Origin of the sequence: Brachybacterium halotolerans (assembly GCF_016623465.1) — a bacterium.
GTDB lineage: Bacteria > Actinomycetota > Actinomycetes > Actinomycetales > Dermabacteraceae > Brachybacterium > Brachybacterium halotolerans.
This window is the reverse complement of the sequence record NZ_JAEDAJ010000013.1, coordinates 65,286-80,783: the sequence shown is the minus strand read 5'-3', so window position 1 is coordinate 80,783 and position 15,498 is coordinate 65,286. Positions and strand designations below refer to the sequence as shown.

The window sequence follows — 15,498 nt, the reverse complement described above, 5'->3', positions numbered from 1 at the left end:
CGCTGGGTCGCACGCACTGGTCCCTGGGAGACGCGGTCGAACTGACCGTGCAGGACCAGGGCGACTTGATGACCCCGTTCATCGTCCGCGAGCTCGAGACCGCCTGGCACCAACACCTCGCCACCACGGCACGGGCAGCGCAGCTTCCCTCGGCGGCCGACGACGGCCAAGACGTGAACCCCGGCGCCTCGCAGGCCCAGCCTCAGAAGAAGTCGGCACCTCTCGGCGACCCGCCCTTTTGAGGGGCTCAGCGCGAGAGGGCCCCAGGCCCAGCGCGGACCCGATACCTCGCTGGCAGCACGCCCGTGACGTCACCGGCCACGTCCCGTCTACGCCACTCCTGGCTGGCACGCGACCTCGAAGCCGTCCTGCGCATACCTGCTCTCGAACGTCGTGCCGTAGTTGCCGCTCGCCCAGCCCGCGGCGTCGCCCGGGTCCTGCCCGCCCCACGAGAACGCCTCCCGATCCACGAGCACGCAATCCGGCACGCGCGTGTTCGTGCCATGCACCCACTGCACGTCGTCCGACGGCACCACGCGAGCCATCAGCGTGATGTCCGAAGCGACCACCACATCACGGGGCACCGCAGCCAGTGCCCCTTCGGCCGCAGCCGTCCGCGGACTCGGCTCCCACGCGCTGTCCCGCGCGAGGTTCACGAGCGGCAGGGCCGAGCCGAGCATCAGCGACACCGCCGCGCTCGCCCCGACCGCAGTCCACCGCACCAGCCCACGCGCCGGACGGGAGCCCCGGCGACGAGACGCCCGCGGCTGCGACCCGACCAGATCCCGCCCATCCCGCCTATCCCGCCGATCCCCGAGCGCGTCCAGCATCGCCGCCAGCGCGATCGGCATCAGCACCGCGTTGTAGTGCCAGTACCAGCCCCAGTAGAACTCGACGTTGCCCGCGAAGCGCCAGGCCAGCGTGGGCAGCATCGCCAGGATGAGCGGAGAGCGCGCGCCGATCACCCCCGCGGCGAGCAGCAGCATGAGCACCGTCATCCACTTCTCCGCCGGCCCCAGCACATCCAGCGGCGACCCCAGGTTCCCGCCGTAGTCGTAGTGCCCGGCAGGATTCAGCAGCGGCAGGATCACGAACGTCGACAGCACGAACCAGAGTGCGCCCCAGGCCGCGAGCGCCAGCCCTGCTCGTCGGACCCGCGGATCCCGCAGCGCGATGACCAGCCCCAGCACGACGACCGTGAGGCCCAGATCCTCCTTGACCAGGACCAGCGGCGCCGCCCAGGCGATCGCCGCCGGCATCCGCCCCCGCACCAGCGCGCTCAGCGAGAACGCGAGCAGCGGCACCGCGAAGGCGATCTCGTGGAACTGGACGTCGGCCGCGGCCTGCAAACCGAAGCCGAACAGGTACGCCGCCCCCGCGAGCAGTCCCGCGCCCCAGCCCAGGCGGTCGATCGCGAGGCGCGTGAGCGGCACCGCCGAGATCCCGAACAGCACGGCCTGCGTCCACAGCAGCGCGAGCGGCGAGGGCCACGCGGCCCAGATCGGACCCAGCAGCACCAGGATCGGATGGAAGTGATCGCCCAGCAGGTTGAAGCCATCGCCCTTGATCGGCACGATCGGCGCGCGCAGCTCGGAGTACGCCCGCGCGAGCTGGGAGAAGATCGCCAGATCCCAGGAGCTCGCCTCGAGCCCGCGCCACTGCTGCACCCCGCGCAGCCAGTAGGCCGCGGCGCCGAGGACGCCCAGCAGCACCGCTGCGACGACGCGCGCGGGGCGGCGCGCCGGGCGGTCACTCGGGACGTGGGCCAGGTCGCTCGGGGCCGGGTCGGTGCTGCGGGTCACCGTGCGAGCGTAGCGGCCGACGTCGGACGCCCGCCGTGTGATCCGCGCCCGTCCGTCGGGCCCGTACAGACCATCGACTGCCCGCCCGGTTAGGCTGTCCTTCGCGCCCGTCCTCACCCGTCCGAGACCGTGCGCACGAGAGGAGGGCGACGCCATGACCGCCGCACCCGCATCCGCCGCCGCGTCCGCCGCATCCGCCGCACCCGCATCCGCCGCCGTCGACGCCGACGCATCCGGTGCCGCGCCGCTGCGTGCGGTCGACGTCACCCTCGGGTACGGCGACCACACCGTGAGCAGCGGTCTGGACGTCGGGATCCCCGAGGGCTCCTTCACGGTGATCATCGGCCCGAACGCCTGCGGCAAGTCGACCCTGCTGCGCTCCCTCTCGCGCCTGCTGCACCCCACGAGCGGCTCCGTCGTGCTCGACGGCAAGGACATCCACGACTTCTCCTCGAAGCAGGTCGCCCGGCGCCTGGGGCTTCTCCCGCAGAGTTCCGTGAGCCCGCCCGGGATCACCGTCCGCGACCTCGTCGCCCGCGGCCGCTACCCGCATCGCGGCCTGCTCTCGCAGTGGTCATCGGCCGACGACGAGGCCGTCCAGCGCGCCCTCGCCGCGACCGGCACCACCGACCTCGCCCACCGACTGGTCGACGAGCTCTCCGGCGGACAGCGCCAGCGCGTGTGGATCTCGCTCGTGCTCGCCCAGGAGACCCCGCTGCTGCTGCTCGACGAGCCCACGACGTTCCTGGACATCACCCACCAGCTCGAGGTGCTGAACCTGTGCCGTGAGCTCCACGCGACGGGCGAGTACACGCTGGCCGCCGTGCTGCACGACCTCAACCTCGCCTTCCGCTTCGCGACGCACCTCATCGTCATGAAGGACGGCGAGGTCGTCGCGCAGGGTGCCCCGCAGGACGTGGTCACCGCCGAGCTCATCGAGCAGGTCTACGGCATCGGCAACCTGTGCGTCGAGGACCCGGTCACCGGCCGGCCGATGATCGTCCCGACCTGAGCGGGTCCGCCGATCGCGGACAGGCCCCGCCGGCCCCGAGGGACCGGCTCAGCCGTTGTTCTCCTGCTTCCTGCGGATCAGGTCCAGCGTGATGGTGCCGCCGATGATCGCGAGCCGCAGGTCCGCCGGCACCGACGGCTCGATGGCGAGCACATAGCGGCTGTGCCCCAGGATGCCGCGGCCGATGCCGGCCCAGCTGCGGGAGACCGTCGCGGCGACGGCGCCCTGCATCGCGAACTGGAAGTCGAAGCCGAGCACGTTGCCCGAGAGCTCGAGCACGCGGCCGTCGGCGAGGGTGAGATCGACCTTCGTGCGCAGCATCGAGAAGCGCTTGCGCACCGCGGCGAGCGCCGCGCCGTCGGGGCTGCTCAGCTCGAAGCGGTCGAAGCCGATGCCCACCGGGTCCTGGACGTGCAGCAACGGGGTGCCGTCGGCGTCGGACACGTCCAGCGACCTGCTGCCCGCGACCAGCCGGGAGAGCCCGCCGCCGGTCGTCGTGACATGGCCGATGGCCTGCTGCCCGGAGGCGTCGAGGATGTCGAAGTCATTGGACATGAACCCGGTGATCTGCTGCATCACCAGGGCGTCGTGGGAGAGGAGCGTGGGGTTCGCGGCAGAGGCGTCCATGCCAGGAGTCTGCCAGGCACGGGCCGACTACGGTGGTGGGCATGACTGACGCGGATGCCGCCGCCGAGCTGGCGCCCCTGGACATCTTCCTGCCCTCCCCGCCGCCGGACGTCGAGGCGCAGGAGGCGTTCCTCGACGAGGCCGCGGCGCTCGCGCTGGAGGGTCAGCCGATCACCGTCTACCTGCAGGACGAGGACGCCTGGGCGTTCGAGGAGTGCGAGCCGGTGCGCGCGCTGCTCGAGTCCGCCGGGGACGGCGTGCTGCCGGTGACGCTGCTGGGCCTGGACATCGTGGTCAGCTCCGTCTACCCGACATCGGCCCAGATGCAGCGCTTCGCCGCGGAGGGCGGGGCTCCCCGCGAGAGGCGCAGCGCCGCGGCGTCGGCCTGCGGCCCCGTCGGCGAGGGCGCCGCCCCCATGACCCGGAAGGCCGGGGGATTCGCGGCGCAGCTGATGGGCGCCGCACCTGCCCCGGACCTGCCGGCGGGCGGGCCGGACATCGGCCGACGCCGGAACCTCATGGGCGGGGACACCGGCGAGGGTCTGCCCTGATCAGCCCAGCGAGCAGGCCACCCCGTTGAAGCCGTGGTTGCAGTACCCGCCGGGATTCTTCGCGAGGTACTGCTGGTGCTCGGGCTCGGCCGGGTAGTACCGGCCGTTCCCGGCCTCGGCGAGGGGCAGCAGCTCGGTGGTGATCGTCCCGCGCCCGGCGGCGTCCAGCGCCTGCTGGTAGCTGCGGGCGGAGTCCTGCACGATCTCGCCCTGGTGGGGCGTGGTCCAGTAGACGGCCGAGCGGTACTCGGTGCCCACGTCGTTGCCCTGGCGCATGGCCGTGGTCGGGTCGTGCTGCTGCCAGAACTCCTCGAGCAGGCGGCGCAGCACGGCGTCGCGCTCCTCCTGCGTCGCGCCCTCATAGACGACGCGCACGGCCTCGGTGTGACCGGTCTTCGCGGAGAAGACCTCCTCGTAGGTGGGGTGCGGCGTGAAGCCCCCGGCGTAGCCGGACGAGGTCGTCCAGACCCCGGGGATCTGCCAGGCGATGCGCTCGATGCCCCAGAAGCAGCCGCCCGCGAGGATGATCTCCTCGGCATCGGGCGGGGTGTCGAGCATGTCGGTGCCGAGCACGGCGTGCTCGCGGGCGAGCGGGTAGGGGGAGCGATCGCGGCCGGGCAGGGCGTCCTCGGGGGCGACCATGTCCTTCTTGTGGGCGTTCAGCATGTCCATGATCTGCCACATGCGCGCCACGCTACGCCCGCTCAGCGGCCCCGGCGCGGGGATGTGCCGTGGGGCACGAGCAGCACGGCGACCAGGGCGATCAGCGCGAGGATCCCGAGCACCATCGTCCAGGCGGGGGTGCTCGCCCCGGCGAGGGGGAGGACGACGCCGAGGCCCGCGGCGAGGGCGAGGAGCGCGGCCGCCGCGGCCCACCGCACGGTGGTGGTGACGGCCCGACGGCCGATCCTCCCGTGGGCGGGGACCATGGCGGCGAGCGACCAGCACACGTGGGTGACCAGCACCAGCACGGCGACGCCGGCGAGCACCGGGACGTCGGCGGAGGCGCATGCCGCGACGACCGCCCCGGCCAGGGCGAGGGTCCCCATCGAGGCGTCCGGCCGGAGGGTCTGGACCAGCCCGCCGACGAGCACCGCCGCCGAGGTGAGCGCCGGGAGCACCCCGTCCAGGGGGTGTCCTGCGCAGGCGAGGAGCTGGGCGGCGACGAGCGAGAGCGCGGCGAGCAGCCGCAGCGCCCACTGCGCGCGCGAGACGTGGCCGAGGTCGGCGAGGAGCTGAGCGATCGACTCGAGGGTGCTGCGCATCAGGCCCTCCTCATCCGCGGGGCGCTCGCGGCGCGGGAGAGCGAGAGCAGGACCGGGGCGAGGGACCCGGGGCCCTCCCACAGGGTGACGGGGACTCCCTGCTCGCGCAGCGCCCGCACGGTGGACTCCCGCAGCAGGCGGCGCAGCGCCCACGCCTCCGACCAGAAGCGCTGCGGATCGCGACCCGCTCCCGCGCCGGGCGGGGAGAAGAGGTCGCCGACGCTCGGGGGCAGGGTGTCCACCACGATGACGTCCGCGCCGCGGGCGCGCAGCTCGCCGATCTGGGCGACCACGCGATCGTCCAGCAGCGGCGAGCACACCACTACGAGCGTCGAGCCGCGCAGCGCGCCGACCTTCTGCACCCGCGTGACGGGCCCGGAGGTGCGGTGGGCGCGGGCGAGCGTGTCCACGATGATCCGCAGCTGCCGGGGCCCGGTGCCCGCGCGGAGAGTGCCGATCCTGCTGCCCAGGTCGTACAGGCCCACGCGGTCGCCGATCCCCAGGTAGTGCCGGGAGACGGCCGCGATCGCGCGCACGGTGAGGTCCAGGCTGGTCTCCGCGGTGGCCTCGAGGCCCGGTGCGACCACGTCCTGGAGGGTGTCGGCGACCACGAGCACGTCGGTGTCGCGCTCGGCGAACGTCGCATTGGTGTGGAGGGTCCCGGTGCGGGAGGTGACGCGCCAGTTGATGCGGTGCAGGCGGTCCCCGCGCTGGAAGGGGCGCACGTCGGCGAGGGCCGTGCCCTGGCCGCGTCGGGCCGAGAGGTGCACCCCCGCCACGCCGATCGGGGCCGGCAGGTTCGGCGGCGCCTCGAGCAGCGAGGAGTCGGGCGTGACCCGCAGCATCACGGGGTCCAGCCGGGTCTGGGTGCGATAGGCGCCGAGGGGATCGGAGAGCGCGACGTGGATCGGTCCGATCTCGTACCGGCCCCAGCGGCGGGCGGTGACGGTGAGCGGGACGCTGCCGGCGTCGGCCCGCGAGCCCCGGGGCGGGGTGAGGGCGGCGTGCGCGGGCAGCGGCACGGTGACGCCGAGCAGGGATCCGCTCGACCCCGACGTCGAGGCCTGCGAGGCGTCCGGTGTGTCCACGACGATCCGCACGGTCCCTCCCTCGGCGATCGAGCGCTCGGTGCTGCGCACGCGCACGGAGGCGAGATCCGTGCCGTCGGCCCCGCCGCGCGCGAGGCGCCGCACGACCGCGAGCACCGCCCAGGCCAGCAGCGGGAGGCCCAGCACGAGCAGCTCGGGCCGTCCCGCCATCACGGCGAGCACCGCGGTCAGCACGCCCACCGCGACCGCGCGCAGCAGCGCGGGCGTGGGGGAGGAGGGCGGAGGAGAGGAGGTCATGCCCGCGGGGGCTCCTGCCGGCCGTCCTGGTCCTGCCGGCCGTCCTTCTCCTGGTGCGCGGCGGGGACGGGCGTCTCGGCGAGCACGGCGTCGACGATCGAGGCCGCGGTCACCGACTGCAGCCAGAGCTCGGGCCGCACGATCACGCGGTGGTCGAGGGCGGCGTGGGCGAGGTCCTTCACATCCTCCGGGAGCACGAAGGCGCGGCCGCGGATGACCGCGAGGGCCCGGGCGCAGATGACGAGGGCGAGCGTGCCGCGGGGCGAGGAGCCGACGAGCGCGTGGGCGTGGCGTCGGGTCGCGCCCACGAGCGCGACGGCGTAGCGGCCGACGTCGTCGCTCACGTGCACGGACTCGACGGCGGCCTGCACACCGAGCAGCTGCTCGGCGTCGATCACGCGCGGGACGCTCTGGTCCTCGGTGCGGCGCTCGAGGCGGCGGGCGAGCACGTCCCACTCCTCGTCGGCGCTCGGGTAGCCGAAGGACAGCCGCAGCAGGAAGCGGTCCAGCTGGGCCTCGGGCAGCGGGTAGGTGCCCTCGTGCTCGACGGGGTTCGCGGTGGCGAGCACGTGGAAGGGGCGGGGCAGCGGCCGGGTCGTGCCCTCGACGGTCACCTGCCTCTCCTGCATGGCCTCGAGCAGGGCGGACTGGGTCTTGGGCGGGGTGCGGTTGATCTCGTCGGCCAGCAGCAGGCCCGTGAACACCGGGCCGGGCCGGAACACGAAATCGCCCGTGCGCTGGTCGAACACCTCCGCGCCCGTGAGATCCGCCGGCAGCAGGTCCGGGGTGAACTGGGCGCGTGTGAACGGCAGGCCGAGGGCCTGGGCGAGGGAGCGGGCGGCGAGGGTCTTGCCGAGGCCCGGCAGGTCCTCGAGCAGCACGTGGCCGCCGGCGAGGACACCGGCGAGCACGGACTCGAGCACCTCGCGCTTGCCGACGACGGCGGTCTCGACCGCGTCGAGCACGCGTGCGGCGATCGCGGAGGCCTCGCGGGGGTCCACGGGGAGTGTCTGATCGGCCTGTGTCAACGGTCCTCCTGGGGTGAGAGTGCGCGCAGCCAGCGCTGCAGGGCGGGGCGGGTGACGGCCGGGACGGCGCCGGCGTCGGGATCCTCGCAGGCCCGCAGGAACGCCCGCAGGTCCTCGGGCAGCGGCGGCGCCTGCCCGCTGTGATCAGCGTGATCGCGATGGTCGCGCTCGGCGGCGGCCAGTGCGAGCATCCGGCCGAGCGAGCGCCCGGTCATGCGCCGACGCGGCCCGGCGCCGTGCATCATCTCCTCGAGCCGGCGCACGGTGACGTCGGCGGCGTAGGGGCTGACGGCCTCCGGCTCGTCGTCCAGCAGAGGCGTCTCGAGAGCATCGGCGCCCGCGAGCTCGGGGGTGAGCAGCCAGGAGACGAGCGCGATCACGAGGGCCACGGCGAGCGGGAGCCACGGGTGCAGGTAGTGCCCGAATATCCCGAGCACGCCCATGAGCACGGCGGTCGCGCACACGGCGAGGGCGAGGCGCACCAGCAGGGAGCGCAGGACGCGGCTCATCGGGCGGTCACCTCCTGCAGCCGGTCCGCGAGGCGCTCGAGCGCGCGGCGCGCGCTGGACCGGGTGCCCTCGTCGAACGCCTCGGCGTCGGCCGCGCGGTCGTCGAAGAGGGCGCGTCCGTAGAGGCCGGCGAGGATCCGCAGGTCCGAGTCCGGGAGGTCGATGTCCCGCAGCACGGTGACCACGTACTCGGTGGTGGTCTGCTCGGGCCGACGGACGATCCCGGCCTCGGCGATCCCGCGTTCGAGGGCGAGCCAGGCGTCGATGATCGCGTCGCGCGGGGTGGCCGCGTACTCGAGGGACTCCCGGGCGCGGGCCAGGGCGCGGTGGGCGTCGTCGATCTCGAGGAGCTCGGCCTGCGCGTCGCCGTCCTCCGCCTCGGGCCGACGGGCGCCGCGCAGTATCCGGGCCCGTCGCAGCACCCAGATCACGAGCACGAGCACGGCGATGCCGGCGAGGATCGCGAGCACGAGGAGGACGGTGGCGGCGACATGCCCGCCGCCGGCGGCAGGGGGCACCGGCGGTGTCTGCGAGGCCTGCGTGGGCGGGGGCGGGGTCTCGGCCTCGCGGTCCACGTCGATGTCGAAGAACCAGCCCCTGCCCTCGAGCACCGGTCCCAGCACCCGGCCCGCCCCGAGCACGACGCACACGAGCGCCACGAGGGCGATCAGGGAGGTCGCGGCCGCGGCGCTGCGGGGCGGGAGTGGGTGCATGCGGATCAATCCCCCGGCGGCCGGGGATGCGGGGAGGCGACGATGACGTGCTGCTCGCCGCCGATCCGGGTGAGGACGAGCGTGGCCCGCTCCTCGCCGAAGCGGCGCGGGCGCAGCTTCCTGCGCAGCTCGTCGGGCTCGACGGCGGTGCCGCGCTTCTTGATCTCGAGGATCCCCAGATGGTGCTCGCGCAGGTACGAGGTGAGGCGCTTGAGGGAGAAGGGCATCACGTCGCGCACGCTGTACCCGGAGGCGAAGGGCGTCGAGATCCGCTGGTCGCTCGTGAGGTAGGCGATCGTGGGGTCGAGCGTGCGGGCGTCGAGGTCGCGGGCGATCTCTCCCAGCAGGCCCGCGCGGATGACGGCGCCGTCGGGCTCGTAGAGGTGCGCGCCCAGCTCTCCGGTGTGCGGATCGGCCCCCGGGGTGCCGCGGGGCGCGAGGCGGTGCGCGCCGGCACGGTCGATGACGAGCGCGCTGCGCTGCGTCCCCGCGGACGCGAGCGGGCCGAACCAGCAGGTCGCCTCGAGGACCTGGCCGTGCCAGGACAGCCACTGAGTCTCGGTGCCCTCGGGCAGGGCGTCGTGGTCGATGCCCGGGCCGAGCTTCGCCCCGAGCGCGCCGTCCGCGTCGGCCCCGCCCGGGCCGGACCCGGCCTGCCCGAGGCGACGCGCGAGGTCCACCACGGTCGAGAGCGGCGGCGAGTACTCCTCGGGGTCGCGCAGGCGCACGCTCCCGGAGGCGCGGCCCGCCGCCGGCCTGCGGCGGGCAGGGTCCAGCCAGATCCCCTCGGTGCGAGCCGGGTCGTGGTCCTGCGCCTGGCCGAGCTCGGCGCGGGCGCCGTCGAAGGGCATGAGGTTGACGGTGGCCACGGCGACCGTGGTCGGGTCGCGGTCGACGGCGAGCACCTCGAGGTCCAGGGCCGCGGCGGCCATCGCGTCCCCGCCGATCCCGCAGCCGAGGTCCGCGAGCGTGGAGATGCCGGCGTCGCGGAAGCGCCGGGCGTGCAGCGCGGCGATGGGCAGGCGCGTGGCCTGCTCGAGGCCGTCGGCCGTGAAGAGCATGCGATCTGCGAACTCGCCGAACTTGTCGCGGCCCTTCGCGCGCAGCTTCGCCTGGGTGAGCACCGCGGCGACGAGCTCCGAGGCGTGCCCGGCCTCGCGCAGGCGCGCGCCGAGCGGGAGCGCCTCGCGCTCGTCGTAGGGCGGAAGGGACTGCAGGAGCTTCCAGCCGGCGGGGTCGAGGACCTGCTCGAGCCCCTGGGTCGCGGGGCTCTGGGTCACGCGGTCTCCCGCAGGTCCAGGACGATCTTGCCGCGGGTGTGGCCGTCCTCGAGCATGCGGTGCCCCTCGGCGATCTGCGCGGGGGACAGCACGGTGCTGACCTCGACGTCCAGGGTGCCGTCCGCGACGGCGGCGGCGAGCGCGGCCAGGCGCTGCGGGCTCGGGGCCATCTTCGTGACGCGGGCGTCGATCCCGCGCTCGCGGGCCGGGGCGACGTCCGCGAGGCTCGGCAGGGCGACGATCCTGCCGCCGGGCGCGAGATGGTCGAGGCTCGGCACGAAGGTGTCGAAGTAGTGCGCGTCGATGATGCGGTCGACGCCGCGGCCGTCCGTGGCCGCGTCGATCGCGCTCTCCCAGTCCTCGGTGTCGTAGGCGATGGGCCGGGCGCCGAGGTCGCGCAGGCGCTGCGCGTTCGCGGAGCGGCCCGTCGCCCAGACCGTCGAGGCGCCGGCGCGGAGGGCGAGCGGGACGAGCATCTGGCCGACGCCGCCGCTGCCGCCGTGGACCAGCAGGGTCATGCCCGGGGTGAGCTCGGCGTCGTCCTCGAGGGCGGTGAGCGCGGTGGAGCCCGCGAGCGCGAGACCGGCGAAGACGGGCAGCTGCGCCTCGGGGACGCCGGCGGGGACGGGGGCGAGATCGGCGGCGGGGATCGCGACCTGCTCGGCGTAGGTGCCGCGCATGTCGCCGAGATCGCGGACGCCGAACACCCGGGTCCCGACCGGCATGCCCAGGGCATCCAGGTCCACGCCCTCGCCGGCGCCGATCACCTCGCCCACCATCTCGCGGCCCAGCACGGCGGGCAGGGCGAGCGCGGAGGCACGGCCCGAGGAGCCGTCGCGCAGCTTGTAGTCGAGGGGATTGAGCCCGGCGAAGGCGACGCGGACGAGGACCTCGCCGGGGGCGGGTTGCGGGGCGGGGGCGTCCTCGAGGCGGAGCGCGTCGGGAGGGCCGAACGCGGGAAGGGTGATCTGGCGCATGGGATCCATTGTGGATCAGGGGGCCCCGTCGTTGCGGCGAAGCATGGACTCCGTCGCGGATTTCCGGGCTTCGCGGGCGTCCCGGACGATGCGCCGTTCGCGCATCAGGCTGCGGATGCGTGTTCCCAGCAGCATGATCCCTGCACCGAAGGCGAGGCCGAGGGAGAGCGCCGCGACCCAGGGGCTGTAGAAGTATCCGGCGACCGGGACGAGCACGAGGGCGAGGAGGCCGACGGGCCAGGCCCCGATGCCTCGGTGTCCCAGCAGGTCGGAGAGGACGATCGCGGCGACGACGCCGGCCACGAGCACGAGCACATGGACCGCAGTCATGGCAGGAGCATAACGATTCGGGTACGTCGGCCCCGTACTGTGCACGGGATCACCGATCCACGCCACTATGGTGGGGCCGTGCGCCGCTGAGGCGCTGAGAAGCGGTCGCCCGGGAGGGGCCGGTGACCCGCACGGCACAGGTGCCGTGTCCGTTCTCGAGCACGGAGTCCGTGCTGCGCGACGGCAGGCCCTACGGGCAGTGAAAGGAATTGCTGGCAGATGACGACGCACGTCCCGAGGAGCATCCGTGGTTAGGTTCATCTCGATACGGGTGCTCACGTACGTGATCCTCGTGTTCCTGGCGACGAGCTTCGCCTACCTGCTGGCGGCGTCGCTCATGCATCCCGAAGAGGTGCTGTACCCGCCGATCGCCACGAAACCGGTCCCCGAGGGGACGGCGCAGGCCTACCTGAATGCGCGCAACATCAATCCGGACGTGCCGGTGTTTCAGCGATACGCGAACTGGCTGGGCGGCCTCGTGCGCGGTGACCTGGGCGTCACCACGGGCACGAACAAGGAACTGAGTCCCGTGCTCGAGGTCCTCAAGCAGAGGATCCCGATCAGCCTTCGCCTCGTGGTGCTCGGCACCGTGATCGGCACCGTCCTGGGCGTCGCCGTCGGGATGCTCACTGCAGTCCGTCGCCACTCGCTCGGCGACCGCGGCGCGACGCTGCTGTCCTTCGTGATCGTCTCCCTCCCGACGCCGGTCGTCATCCTGGTGGTCCAGCAGATCAACCAGGCGATCCAGAACCGGACGGGCTTCGGACTGCCGGCGATCAATCCGGTCAACCCGCTGCTGCACGGCTGGGACGCGTTCCTCTATGAATCCAAGGCGATCGTGATGCCCACGATCGTGCTCGCGATCTTCGCGGCCGCGAGCTATTCGCGGTACATGAAGGTGACCACGCTCGACGTGCTGGGCAGCGACTACCTGCGCACGGCCCGCGCCAAGGGCCTGACCCGCGGCAGGGCGATGAACCGCCACGGACTGCGGATGGCGCTGATCCCCATGGGCCAGTACTTCGCCTTCGCGGTGGGCAGCGCCTTCACCGGCTCGCTCTTCGTGGAGCTGATGTTCAACTGGCAGGGCGTGGGGCGCTATGCGGTCTCCGCCGTCGGCATCGCGGACATCAACGGCACGGCCGGCGTCGTGCTCTACACCGGCATTCTGACTCTGCTCTCCGCGACGTTCGCGGACTTCCTGCAGGGCATTCTCGACCCGAGGATCAGGTGATCGCACGATGACGAATCCTTCGGATATGCGCGGAACGGACGACGCCGCCGCTCTGCAGGTCGAGACCGACCACCGGGCGAACTCGGTGCTCGAGGGGATGCCGCCCAGCGAGGCCGAGCCGCCCGAGGGCGATGCGCGGTCGCTCGAGTCCATCGGCCGTGGCGAACTGCTGCGCCGACGATTCCTGCGCAACCCCGGTGCCCTGATCGGCATGGTGGTGGTGCTGTTGCTGATCCTCGGTGCGATCTTCGCCCCGATGGCATACCAGTACGAGCCTTTCGAGCGGGACCTCCGCAATGCGCTCACCGGCCCTTCCCAGTACCACTGGTTCGGTGTCGACGAGAACGGTTACGACATCTTCGCGCGCACCATGGTGGGCCTGCGGATCTCGCTCGTCATCGGTGCGGGCACCGCGCTCCTGACCACGGTGCTCGCCCTGATCGTGGGCACCGTCGCCGGGTATGTGAGCTACAAGGGCCGCTGGGGCGCGTTCGTCGACGGCGCGCTGGTGAACCTCATCAATCTGTTCCTGGTGATCCCGTCGCTGCTGCTGCTGATGCTGTTCAGCCCGGTGCTCCAGCAGGCGAGCTGGCTGTGGCTGATCCCGCTGCTCGCGATCTTCTCGTGGATGCTGACCGCCCGTGTGCTGCGGGCGATGACGCAGCAGCTCGTGCGCACCGAGTACGTGGAGGCCTCGCGCTTCATGGGCGTGAACCCGGTGACCACGATCGTGCGGCACATCATCCCGAACATCGCCAGTTGGATCATCATCGACACCACGCTGGGCGTGAGCGCCGCGATCCTCGGAGAGACGGGCCTGTCGTTCATCGGCTTCGGGATCCAGTACCCCAACGTCTCCCTGGGCACAGTGCTGCAGGCCTACAACATCGCCGCCCCCTGGACCTGGATCCCGCCGGCCATGGTGCTGGCGGCCCTCGTCATCTCCGTCAATCTGATGGGCGAAGCCCTGCGCGACGCCCTCGACCCGACCAGCGGCTCGAGCCGGGTCTGAGAGGAACAGCAGGAATGAGCGACCCCATCCTGACCGTCACGGACCTCAGCGTCGGCTTCGAGACCGAGGCGGGCCATGTCCAGGCCGTCCAGAACCTCAGCTACCAGGTCCGCCCCGGCGAGGCCCTGGCCATCGTCGGGGAGTCCGGTTCCGGCAAGTCCGTGAGCTCGCTGGCCGTCATGGGCCTGCTGCCCGGCTCCGCCCAGATCACCGGCGACATCGAGCTGATGGGCAAGAAGATCTTCACGATGAACGATCGCGAGCTCTCCCAGCTCCGCGGCGACACCATCTCGATGGTCTTCCAGGACCCGCTCTCGGCGCTGACACCCGTCTTCACCGTGGGCGACCAGATCTCCGAGGTGGTGCGCATCCACCACCCGGACGTCAGCAAGCAGAAGGCGGCCGATCGCGCGATCGAGCTGCTGGAGGCCGTGGGCATCCCGGAGCCCCGGCGCCGGGCACAGCAGTATCCGCACGAGTTCTCGGGCGGCATGCGCCAGAGGGTCATGATCGCGATGGCGATCGCCAACGAGCCCGAGCTGATCATCGCCGACGAGCCCACCACCGCCCTGGACGTCACCATCCAGGCCCAGGTGATGGAGCTGCTGAAGTCCGCGCAGGAGATGCTGGGCGCGGCCACCATCCTCATCACCCATGACATGGGGGTGGTCGCGGGCTTCGCCGATCGCGTGCTCGTGATGAAGGACGCGCAGATGGTCGAGACCGGCGACGTCGAGCAGATCTTCTACGAGCCGCGCGAGCAGTACACGCGGAACCTCCTCTCAGCCGTCCCGCGGATCGATCAGGGCGCCGAGGGCGGCAGTGTCGCCGGGGCGGCGATGCGCAAGGTCGCAGAGGTCGCCACCTCGGAGGACTCCCGACCCCGCGAGGAGCGGCCCGTCGTCCTCGCGGTCGAAGACCTCCACCGCATCTACCCGATCACCAAGGGTGCCGTGGTGCGCCGCAAGGTGGGCGAGCAGCGCGCGGTCGACGGCATCTCCTTCGACATCCGCGAGGGCGAGTGCATGGCCCTGGTGGGGGAGTCGGGCTGCGGCAAGACCACCACGCTCATGGAGATCATGCAGCTGCGCACCCCACAGCAGGGCGAGATCCGCATCGACGGACGGCCCACGGGTTCGCTCAGCCGAAAAGAGCGGGCGAAGCTGCGCTCCGAGGTCACGCTCGTCTTCCAGGATCCAATGGCCTCGTTGGATCCCCGCATGCCCATCGGCGACATCCTCAAGGAGCCCATGCGGGTCCAGGGGTACAGCGCGAAGAAGATGAACGAACGGGTGGACTGGCTGCTCAAGACGGTCGAGCTGAAGCCCGAGCATGCATCGCGGTACCCCACCGAATTCTCCGGCGGTCAGCGCCAGCGTGTGGGCGTGGCTCGTGCCCTCGCCTGCGATCCGAAGCTGATCATCCTCGACGAGCCGACGTCGGCCTTGGACGTGACCGTGCAGGCGGGCGTGCTCGCCCTGCTCGCAGACCTCAAGACCCGCCTGGGCGTGTCCTACCTCTTCGTCTCGCACGATCTCTCGGTGGTCCGCCACATCTCCGACCGCATCTCCGTGATGCGCAAAGGGCAGATCGTCGAGTCCGGGCCGACGGAGCGCGTCTTCGACGATCCGCAGCACGAGTACACCAAGGAGCTGCTCGCAGCGGTTCCGATCCCCGATCCGAAGGTTGCGCGGACCCGCAGCCGCAACGTGATCGATGCGGCGGCCTTCCGCGGGCACGCCGCCGGGGGGACTGCGGAGTCCTCGGGTAGCGTGCGCGCCTGACGCCGGGACCGGCTGCCCGTTAAACGTT

The 15,498-nt window shown here is 72.4% G+C and carries 16 protein-coding genes and 1 pseudogene; 6 read left to right on the top strand and 11 right to left on the bottom strand.

Annotated features, from left to right (window positions below):
• A pseudogene (locus I8D64_RS15490) lies at positions 1 to 242 on the top strand (hypothetical protein); the annotation flags it as partial.
• 87 nt (positions 243 to 329) lie between these two features.
• Here the strand turns inward: I8D64_RS15490 and I8D64_RS15485 are convergent.
• Positions 330 to 1,802, bottom strand: coding sequence for a DUF2079 domain-containing protein (locus I8D64_RS15485; protein ID WP_343068608.1), 1,473 nt, complete (start codon positions 1,800 to 1,802; stop codon positions 330 to 332).
• A gap of 154 nt (positions 1,803 to 1,956) precedes the next feature.
• Here I8D64_RS15485 and I8D64_RS15480 point away from each other — a divergent pair, with 154 nt between their 5' ends.
• A complete protein-coding gene (locus tag I8D64_RS15480; RefSeq protein ID WP_200503692.1) occupies positions 1,957 to 2,814 on the top strand; it encodes an ABC transporter ATP-binding protein in 858 nt (285 codons plus the stop codon).
• Positions 2,815 to 2,862: 48 nt separating this feature from the next.
• On the opposite strand, the gene I8D64_RS15475 is transcribed toward I8D64_RS15480, so the two are convergent.
• Positions 2,863 to 3,441: an LURP-one-related/scramblase family protein gene (locus I8D64_RS15475; protein WP_200503691.1), complete on the bottom strand. Its 579-nt coding sequence runs from the start codon at positions 3,439 to 3,441 to the stop codon at positions 2,863 to 2,865.
• Positions 3,442 to 3,482: 41 nt separating this feature from the next.
• Between I8D64_RS15475 and I8D64_RS15470 the strand changes: the two genes are divergently transcribed.
• Positions 3,483 to 3,992 (top strand): arsenic metallochaperone ArsD family protein, encoded by a 510-nt coding sequence (locus tag I8D64_RS15470; protein WP_200503690.1) that lies wholly within the window; start codon positions 3,483 to 3,485, stop codon positions 3,990 to 3,992.
• Here I8D64_RS15470 and msrA read toward each other — a convergent pair whose 3' ends face one another.
• Genes msrA through I8D64_RS15425 form a run of 9 tightly spaced genes read right to left on the bottom strand, consistent with a single transcriptional unit; the run spans position 3,993 to position 11,440 of the window.
• Positions 3,993 to 4,676, bottom strand: coding sequence for a peptide-methionine (S)-S-oxide reductase MsrA (msrA, locus tag I8D64_RS15465; RefSeq protein ID WP_200503689.1), 684 nt, complete (start codon positions 4,674 to 4,676; stop codon positions 3,993 to 3,995). It lies immediately after the preceding gene.
• 20 nt (positions 4,677 to 4,696) lie between these two features.
• Positions 4,697 to 5,257, bottom strand: coding sequence for a hypothetical protein (locus tag I8D64_RS15460; protein WP_200503688.1), 561 nt, complete (start codon positions 5,255 to 5,257; stop codon positions 4,697 to 4,699).
• Positions 5,257 to 6,603 carry a DUF58 domain-containing protein gene (locus I8D64_RS15455; RefSeq protein ID WP_200503687.1) on the bottom strand — a complete coding sequence of 449 codons (1,347 nt, stop codon included), beginning with the start codon at positions 6,601 to 6,603 and terminating at the stop codon, positions 5,257 to 5,259. The genes I8D64_RS15460 and I8D64_RS15455 overlap by 1 nt, the downstream gene beginning before the upstream one ends.
• Positions 6,600 to 7,631, bottom strand: coding sequence for an AAA family ATPase (locus I8D64_RS15450; RefSeq protein ID WP_200503686.1), 1,032 nt, complete (start codon positions 7,629 to 7,631; stop codon positions 6,600 to 6,602). Before I8D64_RS15450 ends, I8D64_RS15455 begins: the two co-directional genes overlap by 4 nt.
• Positions 7,628 to 8,140 (bottom strand): hypothetical protein, encoded by a 513-nt coding sequence (locus tag I8D64_RS15445; RefSeq protein WP_200503685.1) that lies wholly within the window; start codon positions 8,138 to 8,140, stop codon positions 7,628 to 7,630. The genes I8D64_RS15450 and I8D64_RS15445 overlap by 4 nt, the downstream gene beginning before the upstream one ends.
• Positions 8,137 to 8,853 (bottom strand): DUF4129 domain-containing protein, encoded by a 717-nt coding sequence (locus I8D64_RS15440; RefSeq protein WP_200503684.1) that lies wholly within the window; start codon positions 8,851 to 8,853, stop codon positions 8,137 to 8,139. The genes I8D64_RS15445 and I8D64_RS15440 overlap by 4 nt, the downstream gene beginning before the upstream one ends.
• A 5-nt stretch (positions 8,854 to 8,858) precedes the next feature.
• Complete coding sequence (locus I8D64_RS15435) at positions 8,859 to 10,133, bottom strand: THUMP-like domain-containing protein (RefSeq protein ID WP_200503683.1); 1,275 nt, start codon at positions 10,131 to 10,133, stop codon at positions 8,859 to 8,861.
• The gene (locus I8D64_RS15430) at positions 10,130 to 11,110 is read right to left on the bottom strand and encodes an NADP-dependent oxidoreductase (RefSeq protein WP_200503682.1); all 981 of its coding nucleotides are present in this window, start codon (positions 11,108 to 11,110) and stop codon (positions 10,130 to 10,132) included. Before I8D64_RS15430 ends, I8D64_RS15435 begins: the two co-directional genes overlap by 4 nt.
• Positions 11,111 to 11,125: 15 nt before the next feature.
• Positions 11,126 to 11,440 carry a hypothetical protein gene (locus I8D64_RS15425; protein ID WP_200503681.1) on the bottom strand — a complete coding sequence of 105 codons (315 nt, stop codon included), beginning with the start codon at positions 11,438 to 11,440 and terminating at the stop codon, positions 11,126 to 11,128.
• A 247-nt stretch (positions 11,441 to 11,687) separates the two neighbouring features.
• Between I8D64_RS15425 and I8D64_RS15420 the strand changes: the two genes are divergently transcribed.
• From I8D64_RS15420 to I8D64_RS15410, 3 genes are read left to right on the top strand one after another with little or no spacing between them, the layout of a single operon-like run.
• The gene (locus I8D64_RS15420; RefSeq protein WP_200503680.1) at positions 11,688 to 12,674 is read left to right on the top strand and encodes an ABC transporter permease subunit; all 987 of its coding nucleotides are present in this window, start codon (positions 11,688 to 11,690) and stop codon (positions 12,672 to 12,674) included.
• 25 nt (positions 12,675 to 12,699) lie between these two features.
• Entirely contained in the window at positions 12,700 to 13,686 is a 987-nt protein-coding gene (locus I8D64_RS15415; protein ID WP_246483095.1) for an ABC transporter permease, read from the top strand.
• Positions 13,687 to 13,700: 14 nt separating this feature from the next.
• Entirely contained in the window at positions 13,701 to 15,470 is a 1,770-nt protein-coding gene (locus tag I8D64_RS15410; RefSeq protein WP_200503678.1) for an ABC transporter ATP-binding protein, read from the top strand.
• The last annotated feature ends 28 nt before the right edge of the window (positions 15,471 to 15,498 follow it).